18 protein-coding genes are annotated in these 19,398 nt (G+C 59.6%); 13 read left to right on the forward strand and 5 right to left on the reverse strand.

Annotated features, from left to right (window positions below):
• The first annotated feature begins 64 nt into the window (after positions 1 to 64).
• From AC2TEL_RS08090 to AC2TEL_RS08150, 13 genes are all read left to right on the forward strand, one after another.
• Positions 65 to 313, forward strand: a complete 249-nt coding sequence (locus AC2TEL_RS08090) for a DUF2484 family protein (RefSeq protein ID WP_480843606.1) — start codon at positions 65 to 67, stop codon at positions 311 to 313.
• The gene (locus tag AC2TEL_RS08095; RefSeq protein WP_480843604.1) at positions 310 to 576 is read left to right on the forward strand and encodes a DUF2484 family protein; all 267 of its coding nucleotides are present in this window, start codon (positions 310 to 312) and stop codon (positions 574 to 576) included. The genes AC2TEL_RS08090 and AC2TEL_RS08095 overlap by 4 nt, the downstream gene beginning before the upstream one ends.
• A 24-nt stretch (positions 577 to 600) precedes the next feature.
• Positions 601 to 894, forward strand: a complete 294-nt coding sequence (locus tag AC2TEL_RS08100) for a hypothetical protein (protein ID WP_480903113.1) — start codon at positions 601 to 603, stop codon at positions 892 to 894.
• Entirely contained in the window at positions 891 to 1,817 is a 927-nt protein-coding gene (murB, locus tag AC2TEL_RS08105; RefSeq protein WP_480843601.1) for a UDP-N-acetylmuramate dehydrogenase, read from the forward strand. The genes AC2TEL_RS08100 and murB overlap by 4 nt, the downstream gene beginning before the upstream one ends.
• Positions 1,818 to 1,921: 104 nt before the next feature.
• Positions 1,922 to 2,845: a D-alanine--D-alanine ligase gene (locus AC2TEL_RS08110; RefSeq protein ID WP_480843599.1), complete on the forward strand. Its 924-nt coding sequence runs from the start codon at positions 1,922 to 1,924 to the stop codon at positions 2,843 to 2,845.
• On the forward strand, positions 2,833 to 3,840 hold the full coding sequence (locus AC2TEL_RS08115; protein WP_480903115.1) for a cell division protein FtsQ/DivIB: 1,008 nt from the start codon (positions 2,833 to 2,835) through the stop codon (positions 3,838 to 3,840). The genes AC2TEL_RS08110 and AC2TEL_RS08115 overlap by 13 nt, the downstream gene beginning before the upstream one ends.
• A gap of 8 nt (positions 3,841 to 3,848) precedes the next feature.
• On the forward strand, positions 3,849 to 5,183 hold the full coding sequence (ftsA, locus tag AC2TEL_RS08120; RefSeq protein WP_480903117.1) for a cell division protein FtsA: 1,335 nt from the start codon (positions 3,849 to 3,851) through the stop codon (positions 5,181 to 5,183).
• The gene (locus AC2TEL_RS08125; RefSeq protein ID WP_480843594.1) at positions 5,170 to 5,589 is read left to right on the forward strand and encodes a hypothetical protein; all 420 of its coding nucleotides are present in this window, start codon (positions 5,170 to 5,172) and stop codon (positions 5,587 to 5,589) included. Before ftsA ends, AC2TEL_RS08125 begins: the two co-directional genes overlap by 14 nt.
• Before the next feature lie 347 nt (positions 5,590 to 5,936).
• The gene (ftsZ, locus tag AC2TEL_RS08130) at positions 5,937 to 7,553 is read left to right on the forward strand and encodes a cell division protein FtsZ (protein WP_480843593.1); all 1,617 of its coding nucleotides are present in this window, start codon (positions 5,937 to 5,939) and stop codon (positions 7,551 to 7,553) included.
• 213 nt (positions 7,554 to 7,766) lie between these two features.
• Complete coding sequence (gene lpxC / locus AC2TEL_RS08135; protein ID WP_480843591.1) at positions 7,767 to 8,687, forward strand: UDP-3-O-acyl-N-acetylglucosamine deacetylase; 921 nt, start codon at positions 7,767 to 7,769, stop codon at positions 8,685 to 8,687.
• 126 nt (positions 8,688 to 8,813) lie between these two features.
• Positions 8,814 to 9,677, forward strand: a complete 864-nt coding sequence (locus tag AC2TEL_RS08140; RefSeq protein WP_480843589.1) for an outer membrane protein assembly factor BamD — start codon at positions 8,814 to 8,816, stop codon at positions 9,675 to 9,677.
• A gap of 36 nt (positions 9,678 to 9,713) precedes the next feature.
• Positions 9,714 to 11,363, forward strand: a complete 1,650-nt coding sequence (gene recN / locus AC2TEL_RS08145; RefSeq protein ID WP_480843587.1) for a DNA repair protein RecN — start codon at positions 9,714 to 9,716, stop codon at positions 11,361 to 11,363.
• A gap of 89 nt (positions 11,364 to 11,452) precedes the next feature.
• The gene (locus AC2TEL_RS08150; protein ID WP_480843585.1) at positions 11,453 to 13,138 is read left to right on the forward strand and encodes a chloride channel protein; all 1,686 of its coding nucleotides are present in this window, start codon (positions 11,453 to 11,455) and stop codon (positions 13,136 to 13,138) included.
• Here AC2TEL_RS08150 and AC2TEL_RS08155 read toward each other — a convergent pair whose 3' ends face one another.
• The 5 genes from AC2TEL_RS08155 to AC2TEL_RS08175 form a co-directional block, all read right to left on the reverse strand.
• Positions 13,139 to 14,506: a DUF3179 domain-containing protein gene (locus AC2TEL_RS08155; RefSeq protein ID WP_480903119.1), complete on the reverse strand. Its 1,368-nt coding sequence runs from the start codon at positions 14,504 to 14,506 to the stop codon at positions 13,139 to 13,141.
• A gap of 125 nt (positions 14,507 to 14,631) precedes the next feature.
• A complete protein-coding gene (locus AC2TEL_RS08160) occupies positions 14,632 to 15,087 on the reverse strand; it encodes a DUF4177 domain-containing protein (protein ID WP_480903121.1) in 456 nt (151 codons plus the stop codon).
• 80 nt (positions 15,088 to 15,167) lie between these two features.
• Positions 15,168 to 16,424, reverse strand: a complete 1,257-nt coding sequence (gene pepT / locus AC2TEL_RS08165) for a peptidase T (protein ID WP_480903123.1) — start codon at positions 16,422 to 16,424, stop codon at positions 15,168 to 15,170.
• A 95-nt stretch (positions 16,425 to 16,519) separates the two neighbouring features.
• Entirely contained in the window at positions 16,520 to 18,031 is a 1,512-nt protein-coding gene (gene gatB, locus AC2TEL_RS08170) for an Asp-tRNA(Asn)/Glu-tRNA(Gln) amidotransferase subunit GatB (protein ID WP_480903125.1), read from the reverse strand.
• A gap of 113 nt (positions 18,032 to 18,144) precedes the next feature.
• Positions 18,145 to 19,392, reverse strand: coding sequence for a hypothetical protein (locus tag AC2TEL_RS08175; protein WP_480903127.1), 1,248 nt, complete (start codon positions 19,390 to 19,392; stop codon positions 18,145 to 18,147).
• Between the last annotated feature and the right edge of the window lie 6 nt (positions 19,393 to 19,398).

A 19,398-nucleotide genomic window follows, 5' to 3' on the forward strand; every position in this document is an offset into this window, starting at 1 on the left:
CACTGCACAACCCATAGATGTGATATCCTGTCCGCTATCAACGTGTGCCCTCGGGAGGGGACTGATGGACTATTCGATGATCTTTTCCGCCCTTTGGGTGATCTGCGCCACTATCGTGGCCATGCTGCCAATGCGGATGCAGTTTCCTCCGGGCATCGTGTTGCTGATCTGCGCGCCGTTTCTGATCATCTGGCTGGGATATGATTTTGGCTGGTTCATCTCGGTGCTGGCTTTGGCGGCCTTCACTTCGATGTTCCGTTATCCTCTGCGCTACTATTGGCGTAAATGGACGGGGCGGGAGGCGCAGAAATGAGCTGGTCAATCGCACTTGCCGGGCTCTGGGGTTTGACAGCAAATGTTCTGGCGATGATCCCCAGCAAGGACAACCACTGGACCCGCGCCTATTTCCTGATTGCCGTCGGGGTCCCAATTCTGGGCTTTGTCACCTATGAAAACGGCCCCTTGGTCGGTTTGGTCGTACTCGCCGCGGGCATGTCCGTGCTGCGCTGGCCGGTGATTTACCTGACCCGTTGGACAAAGTCGAAAATGCAGGGCATGAAGGCGGCTGACAAATAACTGGCCAGCTTCAGGAGATCTGCCATGGTGAACGCCGCCACTCTTGCCTATTTACCGCTTATGACCTTTGTCCTCGGCGCGGTCGCTGGTTTCGTCGCCGGGCGTTGGATCGGTCTGCGTGGCCTGTTGTGGCTGATCGGCCTGACATCAGCAGTCGGGCTGGTGCTGATCGTCATACTGGCAAGCATCGGAACCGGTGAAGAGGAAAAAGCCTTTGGCCCACTGGTTTGGCTCACGGCGGGTGTTCTGCCCTTCTTGTTTGCCGCGATTATGGGCGGTGTTGGCGGGCGTAGTCTGGCGGCTCGGGCAAACACATGAACTCGATGCCGGCCACACGCGGGCGCCTGTCGCAGGCGCGCAAGCTGTCAGATTTCACCTGGCTGCGGGTTGGCGGTCCGGCGGATTTTCTGTTCCAGCCGGCGGATATCGAAGACTTGCAGAACTTTCTGCGGGACTTGCCGGGCGGAACTCCGGTCTTTCCAATGGGAGTCGGCTCGAACCTGATCGTTCGTGATGGCGGGCTGCGTGCCGTGGTGATCCGATTGGGCCGCGGGTTCAATGATATCTCGGTCGACGGCAATACAGTCACTGCTGGTGCTGCGGCTCTGGATGCGCATGTGGCACGCAGGGCGGCGGACGCGGGTGTTGACCTGACATTCCTCCGCACCATTCCCGGTTCCATCGGTGGGGCGGTGCGAATGAACGCGGGATGCTATGGCAGTTATACGGCAGACGTGCTGCGCAAGGCGACCATTGTCACCCGGCAAGGAGAGGTCGTGGACCTCACGCCCGAAGACCTGAACTTTCGCTATCGTCAGTCCGACCTGCCCGAAGGTGCGGTTCTGGTTTCGGCTACGTTTCAAGGCCCCACAGGCAAACCGGATGAGTTGCACGCCCGCATGGAAGCGCAGTTGAAAAAGCGGGATGAGACTCAGCCGACCAAGGATCGCAGCGCCGGGTCTACTTTTCGCAATCCGGCCGGGTTTTCGTCCACGGGGCGGGCCGACGATGTCCATGACCTCAAGGCGTGGAAAGTGATCGACGATGCCGGAATGCGCGGCGCGATCCGGGGCGGTGCGCAGATGAGCGAAAAGCACTCGAATTTCCTGATCAATACGGGTGACGCGTCGGCCGCTGACCTTGAAGGGCTGGGAGAAGAAGTGCGAAAAAAGGTTTACGAAACAAGCGGCATCACGCTAGAGTGGGAAATCATGCGGGTCGGTGATCCGCTGACAGATTAAAGCCCCGACCGTCAGACCAAAACAGGCAAATTCAGGCGACGGATCAAAGGCATAAACGCAGTACGGGCCACCACATAAGGTCCGGGGACATTGAGGCGCACGAAGTGGGACTGTCGAGCAGGACAAACCCCAAAGTGGCGGTATTGATGGGCGGCCCCTCGGCTGAGCGCGAGGTGTCTCTCAGCAGCGGGCGCGAATGCGCAGCCGCCCTAGTGGGAGAAGGCTTTGAAGTGGTCGAACTGGACGCGGGTCCTGACCTCTATGCGCGCCTTTTGGACATCAAGCCGGATGTGGTTTTCAACGCCCTGCATGGCCGTTGGGGCGAGGATGGCTGTGTGCAGGGGCTGCTGGAATGGATGCGAATTCCCTACACGCATTCCGGCGTATTGGCCTCGGCTTTGGCCATGGACAAGCAGCGCAGCAAAGAGGTGTACCAAACCAAAGGTCTGCCGATTGTCCCAAGCGTGATCGTGCCCAAGGTCGAGGTCATCGAAGCGCACGTGATGCAACCTCCCTACGTGGTCAAGCCCAACAACGAAGGTTCCAGCGTCGGCATCTATATCGTGCATGAAAGCGCCAACGGCCCGCCGCAGCTGTCTGACGACATGCCCGAACATGTGATGGCCGAAAAATACGTCGCTGGCCGCGAATTGACCGCGACCGTCATGGGCGACCGACCGCTTACAGTGACCGAAATCATGACAAATGGTGGCTGGTACGACTACGATGCCAAGTACAAGCCTGGCGGATCGTGGCATGTGCTGCCGGCGGAGATCCCTCAGGATATCTTCGACCGGTGCATGGACTACGCTGTACGGGCCCATGATGCGTTGGGATGCAAGGGCGTCAGCCGCACCGACTACCGGTGGGACGAAAGCATGGGCGCAGACGGCCTTTTCCTGCTGGAAACCAACACGCAGCCGGGGATGACGCCCACTTCGCTGGTGCCGGAACAGGCCGAGCATTTGGGCATGACATTCGGTCAGCTCTGCGCCTGGATGGTGGAGGACGCCTCATGCGACCGCTGACTGCCACCCGTGCGCCTGTCATCCTCCGAACCAAGCCTCTGGCCGGGCCTGATGCCAAATTCCGGTCGGCCCCGGGGACCGAGACCGAAGCGCAACCAAAGCTGCGTCTGCGCGGCGCGAAACTCTTTGGCCGCGCCACGCGGCAGTCGGACCCGGCGCCGTCGCGTCTCAGCTATCGCCTTCAGCGCTGGATGCTGACGCCCGGTATTCGTCGAGGCATGAAATTTGGACTTCCGGTCCTGGCCATAGCATCGGCGATTGGATTCTATCTGGCATCTGAAGAACGGCGTGATGCAGTGGGGGCTTACATTGCCGACATCAAGACCTCGATCCAGGAGCGCCCCGAGTTCATGGTTAACCTCATGGCGATCGACGGGGCGGGCACCGGACTGTCCGAGGACATCCGCGAGGTCGTCCCGCTGGATTTCCCGATCAGTTCCTGGGATCTGGATGTCGAGCAGATCCGCGATACGATCACCGGATTGGACCCTGTGAAATCAGCGACGGTGCGCATTCGCCCGGGCGGTATCCTTCAGGTCGACGTTGTCGAGCGGCAACCGGTCGTCGTCTGGCGCACCCGCGACGGGATCGAGTTGCTGGATGAAACCGGTGCTCACGTCAAACGTGTCGCATCCCGGACGGACCATGGTGCTCTGCCCCTGATGGCGGGCAAAGGAGCAGACCAACATGTGCCCCAGGCGCTTGAGATCCTGACGACGGCCCGCAGTCTGGGCAACCGCGTCCGCGGCCTTGTGCGCATAGGTGAGCGGCGCTGGGATCTGGTTCTGGACCGTGGTCAGCGTATCATGCTGCCGGTGGACCGACCGGTACGCGCATTGGAACGCGTGCTGGCTGTGAATGAGGTACAGGATCTTCTGGAACGTGACGTGGCCGTGGTTGACATGCGGCTGGGTCAGAGACCGACCATAAGAATGAACAAAAACGCCAGCGAAGCTTGGTGGAATACAAAAGTGGCAGTGGGTAGCGGGCAATAACGAAAATGATGACCGATCTGTATCAGTCCCAACGGGCAATGCGTCAGATGCGCCGGCAGGCGATGCAACGAGGTGTCGTTGCCATTCTGGACGTCGGTAGCTCTAAGATCGCCTGCCTCGTACTGCGTTTTGACGGTACAGGTCGATTGAACGAGGACACCGGTATTGGCTCGATGGCGGGACAGACCGGGTTTCGCGTCATCGGTGCCGCCACAACTCGCTCGCGCGGGGTGCAGTTCGGTGAGGTCACCGCGATGCAGGAGACCGAACGCGCCATCCGCACGGCGGTGCAAGCGGCGCAGAAGATGGCCGACATCCGGGTCGATCACGTCATCGCCTGTTTCTCGGGTGCAAACCCGCGCTCGTATGGCTTGGATGCCCAGGTCGATCTGGAAGGACAACTGGTGACCGAAGCCGAGGTTGGCCGTGTTCTGAACGCCTGCGACGTGCCGGACTACGGGGCAGGGCGCGAAGTGCTCCACGCCCAACCGGTGAATTTCGCGCTGGATAATCGCTCGGGCCTGACGGACCCACGAGGCCAACTGGGGCAGACTCTGGCTGTGGACATGCACATGCTGACCGTCGATGCGATTGCCATCCAGAACATTGTGCGGTGCATCAAGCGTTGCGATCTGGAACTGGCGGGAATTGCCAATTCGGCTTATGTCTCCGGGATTTCCGCTTTGGTCGAAGACGAACAGGAACTGGGCGCGGCCTGTATCGACATGGGCGGCGGCACGACCAGCGTGTCGATCTTTATGAAAAAGCACATGATTTATGCCGACTGTGTGCGTATGGGCAGCGATCATGTGACTTCGGACATCTCCATGGGGCTGGGTGTCCCGGCGGCTGTGGCTGAGCGGATCAAGACCTTCAATGGCGGCGTTCATGCGACCGGCGCGGATGATCGCGACCTGATTGATATCGGGGGCGATACCGGCGACTGGGAGCACGACCGGCGCACCGTCAGCCGCGCCGAGCTGATCGGCATCATGCGCCCCCGTGTCGAGGAAATCCTGGAAGAGGTCCGTATCCGCCTGGACGCTGCCGGGTTTGACCACATGCCAAGTCAGCAGATCGTTTTGACCGGAGGCGGCAGTCAGATCATGGGTCTCGATGGATTGGCCAGCCGCATTCTCGGCCAGCGCGTGCGTCTGGGGCGTCCTCTGCGCGTTCACGGACTGCCTCAGTCAGCCACCGGGCCAAGCTTTTCGTCGGTGGTGGGGCTGAGCCTGTTTGCCGCACATCCGCAAGATGAATGGTGGGACTTTGAAATTCCGGTCGACACCTACGCGGCGCGCCCTTTCAAACGCGCAGTGCGGTGGTTCCGTGACAATTGGTAGAACATTAATTGGGGCCGTGGTTGGGCTTGCACTGACCCCCCACATTTCAACGGCTCAATCTCGGATCACGCCTGAGGCTTTTCTGAACGCCGTGCAGGGCAAGACGGTCGATTTTTATGAAATTCGCAGCGGAGATCTCGTCGGGACCGAGCAGTTTATCAGCCATTCGCTCTCGGTCTGGAGGGGGCAGGGAGACGCGTGCGTCTATGGTCAGATCACGACACCAAATGGGCAGATCTGTTTTCTCTACGACAATGACTCGGATGGTATTCCTGTTTGTTGGTGGCCGTTTCTGCATCAGGATCGTCTGATGGTGCGGCTGGCCACTTTTTCAGGCGCAGAGATTCAGGAAGTTCGCGGCGTCTCCGAAAAAGGTCTGTCCTGCCCAAGTACCCCAATTAGTTGAAGAAACGGGTTGCAGACAGGTAATTTATCCCTCAAGATATCCACAAGGCCCGACAGAGGTCTGTGGCAGGACATTGAGCAGTTTTGCCGGATAGATGACGAACTGCATCGTGCGACGCATTGCCTGAAATGCAATGCGAGTGGTGGCGTGTGTTGTGGTGGTTTAGTGTTGTGCCGCAACATCTGGCGATGAAAGCGAAATGCCGCTGTTTGCCGCCTTAATTCCTCCATATTTTGTGGTTTTTCGCGATTTTTGGCGTGACGTTTGGGGATTCGAAATGTAGACTCGAGCTCGGATAGGTCAGAAAAACACCGCTTTGGCGGGTCAATAATACAGGCGGACAGAGCATGACATTGAATCTTTCGATGCCCGGGCAAGATGAATTGAAGCCACGGATTACAGTTTTCGGCGTTGGCGGTGCCGGCGGCAACGCTGTCAACAACATGATTGAAAAGCAGCTGGATGGCGTCGACTTCGTGGTCGCCAACACGGATGCGCAGGCCCTGCAGCAAAGTCAATCTTCCGCACGGGTGCAACTGGGCGTGAAAGTCACCGAAGGTCTGGGTGCAGGCGCTCGTCCCACGGTCGGCGCAGCAGCTGCTGAAGAAAGCATCGAGCAGATCGTCGATCACCTGGCTGGCGCGCATATGTGCTTTATCACCGCAGGCATGGGTGGCGGTACGGGTACCGGTGCGGCCCCGATCATCGCGCAGGCAGCGCGTGAACTGGGTGTACTGACTGTTGGCGTTGTGACCAAACCCTTCCAGTTTGAAGGGGCCAAGCGGATGCGCCAGGCAGAGGACGGCGTTGAATCGCTGCAAAAGGTCGTCGATACGCTGATCATCATCCCGAACCAGAACCTGTTCCGCCTGGCCAACGAAAAGACCACGTTTACCGAGGCTTTCTCGATGGCCGACGACGTTTTGTATCAGGGTGTCAAGGGCGTGACCGACCTGATGGTTCGCCCCGGCCTGATCAACCTCGACTTTGCTGACGTTCGCGCCGTGATGGACGAGATGGGCAAGGCGATGATGGGCACCGGCGAAGCGACCGGCGAAGACCGCGCAATTCAGGCGGCAGAAAAGGCCATCGCCAACCCGCTGCTGGACGAAATCAGCCTGAAGGGTGCGAAAGGTGTGCTGATCAACATCACTGGCTCGCACGACCTGACCCTGTTCGAATTGGACGAAGCTGCCAACCGTATCCGCGAAGAAGTGGACCCGGAGGCGAACATCATCGTCGGTTCGACCCTCGACACCGCGATGGAAGGCGGTATGCGCGTGTCGGTTGTCGCCACCGGCATCGATGCCAGCGAAAAGTCCGAGGATGTACCGGTCGCACGCCGTTCGATGTCGGCACCGCTGACCCGGACCGTTTCGGCGGAAGAAGCCGCGCGTGAAGAAGCCCCGGCTGCCGAAGTGGCGGCCTCCGAAGAAAATGGTAACATCGCGCCTTCGTTGTTTGAATCGATCGAGGATGTCGAGTTCAAGCCCGGTTGGCACGAGGAACAGCCCGCTTCTGCCGCGCGGGATGATGATGGCCTGCCTCCACCGGCTTACCAGCCCGCAGCGGCGCAGTTCGAACCGCAACCGGAAGTCGAAGAACCGGCGCCGGAAAGCTATGATGCGCAACGCGGCCATTTGCCGGGAACGCCGTCGCCCGAAGCGATCCAACGCTTGCAGGCGGCGGTCAAGAACGTCCCGGCTGCACGGGCGCGGATGGCAGCTGAGCGGCCGCAGGAACCGACGCCACAACCCGAGCAGGCGGCAGAGGAACGCCCCCGTTTTGGGTTCAATCGATTGATCGACCGTATGACGGGTCACGCGGCGGACACTCCGGCTCAGCCAGTGCGGCAGCAGCCCTCTTTCCGCCAAGCTGACGCTACGGCACCTGCTCGGGAAGAAGCCGATCCGGACCAGGAACGCATCGAGATTCCCGCGTTTTTGCGCCGTCAGGCCAACTGATACCGGTCACAAAATCTATTCAAAGGGTCGTCATTTGGCGGCCCTTTTTATTGTAAAAACAATACCCTAACACAGTGTGAGCAGGGTTTTGCCGATCTGTCACATACATGTTTCATTCGGTTGCAAAGAGTGAGTTGAGCCTTTGCCGCGCCTTCCTTAGTTGGGGTGCAACACAGCCAGATAAAGGCTGGACACCACTCGCCGAGGTTCACATTGCAACATACGCTCAAATCCTCAGTCACGTTCAAAGGCGTCGGGCTGCACGGTGGCAAGCCTGCAACCATGGTTCTGAAACCGGCCGCCGCCGGTCACGGAATCTGGTTCAAACGGACTGACATAGAGCTGGGCAATGCGCTGATCCCCGCGATCTATGATGTGGTCGAGCGCACGCCGCTTTGTACCCGTCTGGTAAACGATGCGGGCGTTTCGGTGTCGACTGTTGAGCATATCATGGCCGCGTTGGCGGGATGCGGCATTCACAACGCGCTGATCGAGATTGACGGGCCTGAGGTTCCGATCATGGACGGATCGTCGGTCGAGTTCGTGCACGGCATCATGGCCAAGGGCGTGCGCCGCCAGGCCAGCCCGGTTCTGGCCTACGAAGTGCTCAAGCCGGTAACGGTGGAACGGGAAGGGGCGCGGGCCTCGATTGCTCCGGCTGACGGGCTTGAGATCGAATTCCACATCGACTTCGAAGATGATGCAATCGGCAACCAGACCAAGACGCTGGACATGCGCAACGGAACGTTCGCGCGTGAACTGTGCGACAGCCGCACCTTCTGCCGCCGTACCGATGTCGAAGCCATGCGGGAAAATGGGCTGGCCTTGGGTGGCACACTGGAAAACGCTGTCGTTGTACAGGGTGACGAGGTTCTGACCCCCGGCGGCTTCCGCCACGACGATGAGGCCGTGCGCCACAAGATGCTGGACGCTCTGGGTGATTTGTATCTGGCGGGCGGTCCGATTCTGGGACGGTTCACGGGCGAAAAGTCCGGCCATTCGATGACGAATACGCTGCTGCGCAAGCTGTTCGAAACCCCCGGGGCTGTGCGTCCGGTTCTGTGTACTCCTGAACAGGCAGCGCGTTTGCCTGGGCAAGGGCTTGTTCGCAGCGAAATTCCACAGGTTGCGTGATCTGATCAACTCGGACGACATTTGCGTCACTGCGCGCATAAGGCGTTTTGCACCGGAATTTTATGTGCTAGACCAAGGCCCGATCCGGGGCGAACCCCGATAAGCAAGACGACAAGGATGGGCGGAATGGTTGGCACCAAAGCGGCAGTCAGATTCGCGGGCGCGGTTCTTCTGGCAGCAACTTTGACGGCATGCGGCAATGCCGGAGGCCTGTTCGGCAACAGAGGTGCCGATCGCACTCAGAACCTCGAAGGGTTCACCCCCGAACAGATTTATACACGCGGTGAATACGAACTGTCGCAGAATCGCTCGGACGATGCGGCATGGTATTTTTCCGAGGTCGAACGCCTGTACCCCTATTCAGACTGGGCAAAACGTGCGTTGATCATGCAGGCTTTCTCGTTCCACTCGGACGGCAATTATGCTGAAAGCCGCGCAGCGGCGCAGCGCTACATCGACTTTTATCCCGCAGATGAAGACGCTGCATACGCACAATACCTTCTGGCGCTCAGCTACTATGACCAGATTGACGAAGTTGGCCGCGATCAGGGGCTGACGTTCCAGGCCCTTCAGGCCCTGCGCACAGTGATCGAGGTTTACCCGGACAGCGAATACGCGACATCGGCGGTTCTTAAATTCGACCTCGCCTTCGACCATCTGGCCGGCAAGGAGATGGAGATCGGGCGTTATTACCTGCGTCAGGATCACTATACGGCCGCCATTAACCGGTTCCGTGTTGTGGTGGAGGATTTCCAGACCACGTCCCACACGGCCGAAGCGCTTTACCGTCTGATCGAGGCGTACCTGTCGCTGGGTCTGGTGGACGAGGCGCAGTCGGCTGGCGCAATTCTGGGTTACAACTACCAGTCCTCTGAGTGGTATGAGGCAGGTTACAAGCTGCTGACCTCGCGCGGGCTGGACGCCAAGAGCCGCGGCAACAACTGGCTCAGCCAGATTTACCGCCAGACGATCAAAGGTGAGTGGTTGTAATCGCCATGGCTTCTGGCTTGGGACGCTGAAGACCCGATGCTGCGCGCCCTTGATATACGCGACATGCTGATCATCGACCGGTTGGAACTGACGTTTCAGCCGGGTCTGAACGCGTTGACTGGCGAGACGGGCGCAGGGAAATCGATCCTGCTGGATTCTCTGGGGTTTGTTTTGGGTTGGCGTGGCCGCGCCGAGTTGGTGCGCCAAGGTGCGGCGCAGGGTGAAGTCGTGGCCGAATTCGAACTGTCAGACGACCACCCCGCCCATGCTGTGCTGGCCGAAGCAGGCCTGCCGGATGGCGAGGAACTGATCCTGCGTCGCGTCAACACGGCAGAGGGGCGTAAGACCGCCTGGGTCAACGACCGCCGTTGCTCGGGCGAGGTGCTGCGGGCGCTGTCGGAAACTCTGATCGAATTGCATGGCCAGCATGATGATCGTGGACTGCTGAATCCGCGCGGCCATCGCGCGATGCTGGATGCCTATGCCGGGGCAGATGATCAACTGTCCGCCGTGCGCATAGCCTGGAATGAAATGTCCCGCAGTCGTAAAGCGCTGGCCGAGACCGAAGCTGCGCTTGCCGCCGTGCGCAGCGAAGAAGAGTTTCTGCGCCATGCAGTCGCTGAATTGGATCAGCTTGACCCGCAGCCGGGTGAGGATGCGGATCTCGACGCGCGCCGCCGCATGATGCAAGGCGCGGAACGCATCCGCGATGACGTTGCCCGTGCCTACTCACTTCTGAGCAGTGAAGGCGCCGAAGGGGCCATGGCGGATGCCATGCGCTGGCTCGAAGGTGTCTCGGATAACGCCGGTGGCCAGCTTGAGGAGCCAATTGCAGCGCTGGGTCGCGCAATGATCGAACTGGGCGAGGCGCAGGACGGTGTGAACAACTGCCTTCAAGCGCTGGATTTCAACCCGGCAGAGCTGGAAAGCACCGAGGAGCGCCTGTTCGCAATCCGGGCCCTGGCGCGGAAGCACGAAGTGGCGCCAGACGAATTGGGTCCATTCGCCGACACCTTGCGGGACAGGCTGAACAGGCTGGAGGCCGGAGACGCAGATCTGGCCGACAAACGGGCTGCTGTCGACGCGGCGGAAGCGTCATACGAAACTGCGGCCGCAAACCTCAGCGCGGTACGACGAAGGGCAGCCGGGCAACTGGATGCGGCGGTCATGGCAGAACTTGCACCGCTGAAGATGGAGCGCGCGGTGTTCCAAACGGGAATCACGCCCGCCGATCCCGGCCCGGAGGGCGCTGATGCAGTGGCCTTTACGGTCGCGACCAATCCGGGTGCCCCTGCTGGACCGCTAAACAAGATCGCATCGGGCGGTGAGCTGAGCCGCTTTCTTTTGGCGCTCAAAGTCTGCCTGACCGGCGCAGACAGTGCGCGCACGATGATCTTTGATGAGATCGACCGCGGGGTTGGCGGTGCCACAGCGGATGCGGTTGGGCGGCGTCTTGCGTCGCTGGCGCAGGGCGGGCAGGTACTGGTGGTAACACACTCACCGCAGGTCGCCGCGCGCGCAGCACATCACTGGCGGGTGCAGAAACAAGTGGCGAATGGCCAGACCCTGTCGACCGTTCTGCCTCTATCCGACTCAGATCGCGTGGACGAAATCGCCAGAATGGTGGCGGGCGACACGATTACCGATCAGGCCCGCGCGGCCGCGCGGGCGCTTCTGGACGCCTGAAACCACACCTGTTGCAAAAGCGTGTGATCCGACTTTTCTACGCCCCTCGCGTGGCTTAGTAAGGAGTACGAGATGTCCAAAGGGCGCAGATGACCCAGTCCACCCGCACTGTTTTGCGTAACCAGTTGAACCAGGCCATTGCGGCGCTCAAAGACGCGTGGCGGGTATTGCGCCACCGTGGTCCCAGTCAGGTTCAATTCTGGTTCATCGCGCTGGCCATCGGAATTGCGGCAGGCTTCATGGCACTGGGGTTCCGAAAGGGCATCCGGGCGCTGCAGGCTTATATCTACGACACAGAAGATATCCTTCTGCTGCACAGTCACGCCGAGAAACTACCCTGGATTCTGATCCTGATCACACCCATCGTCGGTGGCCTGATCGTAGGCATCATCCTGCATAAGTTCACCGATGACGGCCGTGTGCGATCCGTTGCGGATGTGATCGAAGGTTCAGCCCTCACCGATGGCCGTGTCGAAACCAAGGCAGGTGTCGCCTCGTTTCTTGCCTCGCTCATAACCCTCAGTTCCGGTGGCTCCACGGGACGGGAAGGACCGGTCGTGCATGCTGCAGGTGTGATCTCGACCTGGGTCAGCAATCGCATCCACGCCGATGGTATTACTGGGCGCGATCTGTTGGGGTGTGCCGTCGCTGCGGCCGTCTCGGCCAGCTTTAACGCGCCCATTGCCGGAGCGCTTTTTGCGCTGGAGGTGGTTCTGCGCCATTTCGCGGTGCACGCCTTTGCGCCGATCGTCATTGCGTCGGTTGCAGGGACAGTGATCAACCGGTTGGAATATGGCGACGTAACTGAATTCCGACTGGAAACGCCGGGATCGCTGCAATTCTACGTGGAACTACCGGCCTTTCTGATCCTTGGCCTGATCTGCGGGCTGGTGTCGCTGCTGCTGATGCGGTCGATCTTTTTTGCCGAGGATTTCGGCACCCATGTCCAGAACCGTCTGTCTTTGCCGCGTTGGCTGCGTCCGGCGGTGTCGGGGGCGATGCTGGGCCTTCTGGCGATCTGGTTTCCGCATATCATTGGTGTCGGTTACGAAACCACGATCCGCGCGCTGGCCGGAGATCTGGTGCTGACAACTGCCATTCTGTTTGCAGTGATCAAAACTGTGGCTGTAGCCATAACCATGGGCGGGCGTATGGGCGGCGGGGTATTTTCGCCGTCGCTGATGATCGGTGCTCTGACCGGGTTGGCCTTTGGTTTGATTGCAACCGGTCTGCTGCCTGACGTATCGGGTACGCACACGCTCTATGCCTTCGCCGGAATGGGTGCCGTTGCGGCGGCGGTGCTCGGGGCGCCGATCTCGACCACGCTGATCGTGTTCGAACTGACCGGAGACTGGCAGATCGGTCTGGCCGTGATGGTTTCGGTCTCGATGTCCACCGCGCTGGCCTCGCGTCTTGTGGACCGTTCCTTCTTCCTGACCCAACTGGAGCGCCGCAACGTGCACCTTGCGGCAGGACCGCAGGCCTATCTGCTGGCGATGTTACGCGCGGGGGCCGTGATGCGGCCAATAGGCGATCCGCGTTCGATCACAAGGGAGGAGGCGCTGGCGCTGATGGAACAAGGCTTATGTGTCCAAGCCAGTGCCACGTTGGAGGCCGCCATGCCCTATTTCGATCGCGCTGACATTCCATGCATCCCAGTTGTTGTCAGAGACGCGGAAGATGCCGAAGAGCCCGTGGGCGCGCTTTATCACGTTGACGCGCTCAAGGCCTATAACCGGGCGCTTGCGGCCACAGCGGCCGAAGAGCACTCGTAATCACCCGCCATAAACGCTTGCGGCGTCTTCCAGGTAATTGTCCCAGGCAAACCAGTACGAGATATGACCCGCCACCCGAGGCAGACGTGTGCCATCCGGGCTAATCAAGGCTTCTTCGGTGATGGTCCAGATCTGGTCAGACTTGTCCTGCAATCCACCAGCCGTGGCGGTGAACTGATGCGAAACGCGTTCATATGCCCGGACACTGCGCCTGGATGGATCGCCGATCAACACCAGTGGCCGGTTTCCTATCGCGTCGTTAATCACTGGCTTTCCCTTGAATGCGTCCAACGGCCAGGCGCGCGCGGCTCCGAATTGTCGAACGGTGAACACATAATCCTTCTGCCTGTGCTGTGACTGATCGACCAGCGCCGGGAACATCAGCTCGCTTGAGGCGAAATAGTCCCGGTAGACGACGCCAGATCCATAATTGCGACGATGCCCCGTCTTTAGCGACAAGACTTTCGAGTCGGGGTGAGACGTTTTCCAACTGTCCCAGTCGGTAATAACCACCGGGCGCTGTTTCAGCTCGATGCTGCTGTCGGCAAGTGGGCCAATCACAGGCTTGCCTGTATATTGATTCCACAGGGAATGCGTCTGGCGGTCGAACATCAGCTTGTTGGATCGATAAAGGAACCCTGATGAGCCGAAGACAAAAGGTCGTCTCTGTCCGGCCACTTTTGTTTCGAACAGAATGCCCGATCCGCACAGTGTGCAATAAGCCAGCGCAACGGGAACACCTCCGATCACCTCATTGAACATCTCGTGCCAACCCATGATCCGCAGCGGATAGGCCCGTATGTCTCCGTTGATTGCCACACCAAAAACCAGATCATCGCCCCTCAGGTAATCGGCGGATTGAGCAGAGATCAGCTTCGGATTGTCCAGCGAGGGAATTCCATCCTTGGTGACCCCGCCCCATGTTACCTCTTCCAGACGGATTTTCATCTTGTCGCGTTGAAGATACTCCGGCCGCAGAAACAGGTCGAAATTCTGATCTATGCCCAACAGAACCTCTCGTTTGAACGGGATCAGTGACGGGTGAGGGGCGATCTGCGGGTTTCTTTCCTGCCAAAGCATCCATTCGAACCAGTCGGTCCCCAGTTTCTGGCCGGTCAGCGCCTCCATCACTTCGGCAATGTCGCGTTCGCGCCGCCTGCCATAACGCATCGCGGTCAGCAGGGCGGGCACCACGTCCGGGTTGCCGCGTTGAGTCAGAAATGCCATTCCCGCTTCGAAATCAGTCCGGCCTCCGAACAAAGTAGACCGAACCGCCATGAGCACTGGGTCTTCCTGTGCCAAGAGGATGTCGGGGGCGACGAGGCTGGCTCCCAATAGACCGGCGAAACCGCGACGTGTGACAGACATGGCAACCTCCCAAAGAGTCCATGTTCAGCTTGGACCTTTTTGAGATCACGTTCACTCCACACCCGCGTGACCGAGGCGACGCAAACTCTGCGTCAGATCGAAAAATATTCTGCGGAACAGAGCCGTCAGGTTTTCAGAACAGTGTCCTCATCATCCTTCGCGTGGTCTTCGTCGGATGACTTCAGCGTCAGCGGCGGGTCTTTAACCTCGGCAGCAATAGGGGCAGGGGCGGACACTGATGCGTCTTTGACGCCCAAGGTTTCCTCCGGCCCGGGAACAGGGCGGACTTGCGGTGTTTCCTCTTCGTCGGCCTGATCGCCCGCAGGCATCGGTTCGGCAAGAACGGGTTCCAAAGCCCGGCGGAACACCAGCACGTTGCGCCAGTTCACTGTTGATCCGGTCAGCCCGGTGCGTTCTTCGCTGGGCAGCAACTCGGCCCGCTGATATTCCCAACCGTCCTTGCCCAACTGGTTCAGCAATTGCTCGATCGAGGTGGCAAAGCGCCCTTCAGGTGTCTTTACGCCCTTGGCTTTGGTGCCCTTTTGAGGGGCAGGAACAACTTTGTATTCGTAACGCTGCATCAATCGGTCCTGATTGCCATGTCCCGGCACGTTAACATTTTGGCGCGCAGGTAAAAGCGAACTTCGCGCACCGGCGAAATTCAGCCCGCACTGTTGCCGGAACCCTGCGCTGCCTTGCCGACCAGAGACAGACAAAGCTCGGTGGCCAGCGCCATGTCCTGCACGGAAATCCATTCCATCGGCCCGTGAATGCATTGCATGCCCGTGAAGATATTGGGGCAGGGCGTGCCAAACTCGGTCAGGCGAGACCCATCCGTGCCGCCCCGGATCGGAACCGAGATCGGCTCGACCCCCAAGTCGCGGCAGGCCTCGCGGGCCAGATCGACAGGTGTCATGTCCTTCTCCAACCAATAGCGCATGTTGCGGTACTGGTGGTTAATCTCGCAGGTGATCACGGCGCGCGGTTCCGTGGCCTGCACAGCGGCGCAGACTTGCCGCACCAGATCGCCCTGCGCCTTTAGCGCGTCCAGCTCGAAATCGCGCAAGATCAGCTTGATCTCCATCTCGGAAGACCCGCCGTTCATGTCGGTGATGTGGATGAAGCCTTCGCGCCCGTCGGTGGTTTCGGGCGTCATCGTCGCCTGCGGCAGGGTTTGCACGATCTTGGCGGCCAGATGAGCAGCATTGACCATCTTTCCATTGGCCAGTCCGGGGTGGATCGAGACACCTTGGATCCTGATCACCGCCCGGTCGGCCGAGAAGCTTTCGTACTCGATTTCGCCGACTTCCTGGCCGTCCAGCGTATAAGCAAAATCGGCTTTCAAATCCTTGGGCAGTTGCTCGGTCACGCCGCGCCCGATTTCTTCGTCGGGTGTGAAAGCGATGCGGATTGGGCCGTGTGCGACGTCGTTGTTCTCGATCAGGTGCCGCGCCATGGTCATCAGGATCGACACGCCCGCTTTGTCATCAGCACCCAAAAGGGTCGTGCCCGAAGCAGTGATCAGGTCGTGCCCGATCTTCTGCGCCAGATAGGGGTGTTCGTCGGGTGACAGAACCAGTTCCGGGTCGTCGGGAAAGGTGATGTCACCGCCGTTGTAGCCTTTGATGACGCGCGGCTTGACGCCCGTCGCGTTGAACTGGGGCGCAGTATCCACATGCGCCAGAAACCCGATGGTCGGGCCGGAGGCCGTGCCGGGAATCGTGGCCACAACGACGCTATCCCCTGTCAGTTCCACATCCTGCGCGCCGATCTCGGTCAGTTCCTGTTTCAACAGATTCAACATGTCGAACTGGATCTCGGTGCTGGGTGTCGTTGGGGACGTCTCCTCGCTTTGACTGTCGATGGCTGCGTAACGGACAAGCCGATCTTCGAGTTCCCGATCAAATCTGTTCTGCATGATACCTTACCTCTCTGGTGCCGAAGAAAGAGCGCAAACAGAAACGGAGTCAAGCCGATGGCCTGACTCCGTCAAATCCTGCAAGAGCGCAGGTATTACGATCCCAGTTTTTTGCTCACCAACTCGTTCACGGCCTTGGGGTTGGCCTTGCCGCCGGTTGCTTTCATCACCTGACCCACGAACCAGCCTGCCAGTTTCGGGTTCACCTTGGCCTTTTCGACCTGCGCCGGATTTGCCGCGATGATCTCGTCCAGCGCAGCCTCGATGGCGCCGGTGTCGGTCACCTGCTTCATGCCGCGTTCTTCAACGATCTGCGCCGGGTCGCCGCCTTCGGTATAGACGATCTCGAACAGGTCCTTGGCGATTTTTCCCGAAATTGCGTCCGAGGCGATCAAGTCGATGATCCCACCCAACTGTGCCGGAGACACGGGGGACTCGGTGATGTCGTGGTCTTCTTTTTTCAGACGCCCAAACAGTTCGTTGATCACCCAGTTCGCAGCCAGCTTACCGTTACGGTTCTTGGCGACTTCTTCGAAATAGGCAGCCGATTCCACTTCGGCGGTCAGAACCGAAGCGTCATAGTCGGTCAGGCCAAACTCGGTGATGAAACGCGCTTTTTTTTCGTCCGGTAGTTCGGGCAACCGTGCAGCGATGTCGTCGACCCATGCCTGCTCGATCTCCAGTGGCAGCAGGTCGGGGTCGGGGAAATAGCGGTAATCATGCGCCTCTTCCTTGGACCGCATCGAACGCGTCTCGCCCTTGTCCGGGTCATACAGGCGGGTTTCCTGTTCGACCTCGCCACCGGCTTCAACGATGGCGATCTGGCGGCGGGCTTCGACTTCGATGGCCTGCTGAATGAAACGCATAGAGTTCATGTTCTTGATCTCGCATCGCGTGCCCAGATGCGAAAAGTCCTGTGTTTCCTGATATTTCTCATACGCGCCCGGCAGACAGATCGAGACGTTGACGTCCGCCCGCAGGTTGCCGTTCTGCATGTTGCCGTCGCAAGTGCCCAGATAGCGCATGATCTGGCGCAGCTTGGCGATATAGGCGGCGGCCTCTTCGGGGCCGCGGATATCGGGGCGGCTGACGATCTCCATCAGGCAGACGCCCGTGCGGTTCAGGTCGACGAAGGACATATGCGGGTCCATGTCGTGGATGGACTTGCCCGCGTCCTGCTCCATATGGATGCGTTCGATGCGAACCAAACGCGCGGTGCCGTCGCCCAATTCAACCAAAACTTCTCCTTCACCCACAATCGGGTGGTAGAGCTGCGAGATCTGGTAACCCTGCGGCAGGTCAGGGTAGAAGTAGTTCTTGCGGTCGAAGGCCGATTTCAGGTTGATATCCGCCTTCAGGCCCAGCCCTGTGCGCACAGCCTGTTCGACACAAAATTCGTTGATCACCGGCAACATACCCGGCATTGCGGCATCCACGAAGGCCACGTTCGCGTTCGGCTCGGCCCCGAATTGGGTCGACGCGCCCGAGAACAGCTTGGCATTGGATGAGACCTGCGCATGTACTTCCATCCCGATCACCAGTTCCCAATCGTGCTTGGCCCCGGCGATGGTTTTCGGTTTGGGCATTTCGTAGGTCAGGTCGAGCATGGCGCGCCTCTTATCCGCAGAAGTCTAAGCCTGCGTATTAGGCCCGCCTGCCCAAAGGGGCAAGGGGGAATGGGCGCAAATAATGGAAATCCGGGTGCCGAGGGCGGGTGCGCTTAATTGCTGGAAAAATGCAGCCCAGAGGGCGTGAAGGTAACGCTTTTGCCGCTGCGCAGCTCATCGCGGAACAGATCTGCAATTGCCTGCAGGGCGTCACGGTGTCCACGCGCCGCGAAACGCTCGGGCGATTGGATGCGGATGCTGTTGTTGAACCCATCCGCCGCGTGGGCCCAGATCAGCGGGTGCAGCTCGGTCATATGATCCCGGATCAGCCAGTCGGCAGCTTCACGGATCTGCGACCGGGCAAGGTCAGCCTGATCGTTCAGGCCCTTACCTTTTTGCAGGGTGATTGCACAATAGGCAGCCAGCAGATTGATCATCTGCTGATCCGAACGCCGCGCGACGATGTCGTGCAGACCCTCAATGAAATACTCGACATCTACGCGCGCGCAGGCCACCGGATCCAATGCAATCGCGTCGAACTGAACCCAGGTGTAACCACCGGCGCCCCAGACATCCTGCGTGCGTGCAGCGTTCCGCAGGGCCTGAACCTCCAGTTCCTGATAGGTGCCGAACAGGCTGGGCAGAAGATGGCTGCCCATGGCGCGCATGTGTCGGTAATTGTTCGGATCCAGCGCGATCAGTTCCTCGAACTTGTCGGCCACACGGGTCTGAGCCCGGCTCTGGCCCGCAAGCAAGGCACATTCTGCTGCTGCAACCAACGGGCTGTCCGGTGCTGACGCACGGCAAGCGGGCAAAAGGGCAGCAGCCCGGTCAAAATGAGCGGCGCAGCGCGACCAGTGCTGCGGGTGCAACGACGTGTCTCGCGTTGTCCCGCGCCATGCCCAGGCCAAATCGATATGCGCCAGAGCGACGACAACACCAATCATCGGATCACCCGCGTGATCCTTCAATTCGGTCTCAAGCTCCGAGATCCCGCACAGCAGATCATAATCGACGATGGCCGTACCTTGGGATAACGCATGTTCAACCGCCGTCACGACGTCAGCGCGGGCACCATAAGCCAGCAGGTCGGCGATAGGTTGTCCGCAGGGCGCAACTTTGCGCATCTGATCTGCGGCGCGCATTTCCTGTGACAACTCGGTCCACATGTCCTGACGGGCCAGGTGGCGACCACGTTCAATCGCCTGACGGCCGACCACTTCGTCAGTTCCCGGTTTCGCAACCGGAATGTTCAGCTTTTCATAAAGAGGGGTGGTTTCATCCGGCATCATCGTCTGAGGCGTTTCGGAAGAAACTGAACCTGAAATGCGGGCGGACAATGCCTTGAATGACCTGAACATGGCGAT

It is taken from the genome of Ruegeria sp. HKCCD9138, assembly GCF_057220975.1.

Bases quoted from the DNA above. Each gene is read 5' to 3' on its own strand.
- AC2TEL_RS08090 (WP_480843606.1), top strand. From the start codon at position 65: ATGGACTATTCGATGATCTTTTCCGCCCTTTGGGTGATCTGCGCCACT.
- AC2TEL_RS08095 (WP_480843604.1), top strand. From the start codon at position 310: ATGAGCTGGTCAATCGCACTTGCCGGGCTCTGGGGTTTGACAGCAAAT.
- AC2TEL_RS08100 (WP_480903113.1), top strand. From the start codon at position 601: ATGGTGAACGCCGCCACTCTTGCCTATTTACCGCTTATGACCTTTGTC.
- murB (WP_480843601.1), top strand. From the start codon at position 891: ATGAACTCGATGCCGGCCACACGCGGGCGCCTGTCGCAGGCGCGCAAG.
- AC2TEL_RS08115 (WP_480903115.1), top strand. From the start codon at position 2,833: ATGCGACCGCTGACTGCCACCCGTGCGCCTGTCATCCTCCGAACCAAG.
- ftsA (WP_480903117.1), top strand. From the start codon at position 3,849: ATGACCGATCTGTATCAGTCCCAACGGGCAATGCGTCAGATGCGCCGG.
- ftsZ (WP_480843593.1), top strand. From the start codon at position 5,937: ATGACATTGAATCTTTCGATGCCCGGGCAAGATGAATTGAAGCCACGG.
- AC2TEL_RS08140 (WP_480843589.1), top strand. From the start codon at position 8,814: ATGGTTGGCACCAAAGCGGCAGTCAGATTCGCGGGCGCGGTTCTTCTG.
- recN (WP_480843587.1), top strand. From the start codon at position 9,714: ATGCTGCGCGCCCTTGATATACGCGACATGCTGATCATCGACCGGTTG.
- AC2TEL_RS08150 (WP_480843585.1), top strand. From the start codon at position 11,453: ATGACCCAGTCCACCCGCACTGTTTTGCGTAACCAGTTGAACCAGGCC.
- AC2TEL_RS08155 (WP_480903119.1), bottom strand. From the start codon at position 14,506: ATGTCTGTCACACGTCGCGGTTTCGCCGGTCTATTGGGAGCCAGCCTC.
- AC2TEL_RS08160 (WP_480903121.1), bottom strand. From the start codon at position 15,087: ATGCAGCGTTACGAATACAAAGTTGTTCCTGCCCCTCAAAAGGGCACC.
- pepT (WP_480903123.1), bottom strand. From the start codon at position 16,424: ATGCAGAACAGATTTGATCGGGAACTCGAAGATCGGCTTGTCCGTTAC.
- gatB (WP_480903125.1), bottom strand. From the start codon at position 18,031: ATGCTCGACCTGACCTACGAAATGCCCAAACCGAAAACCATCGCCGGG.
- AC2TEL_RS08175 (WP_480903127.1), bottom strand. From the start codon at position 19,392: ATGTTCAGGTCATTCAAGGCATTGTCCGCCCGCATTTCAGGTTCAGTT.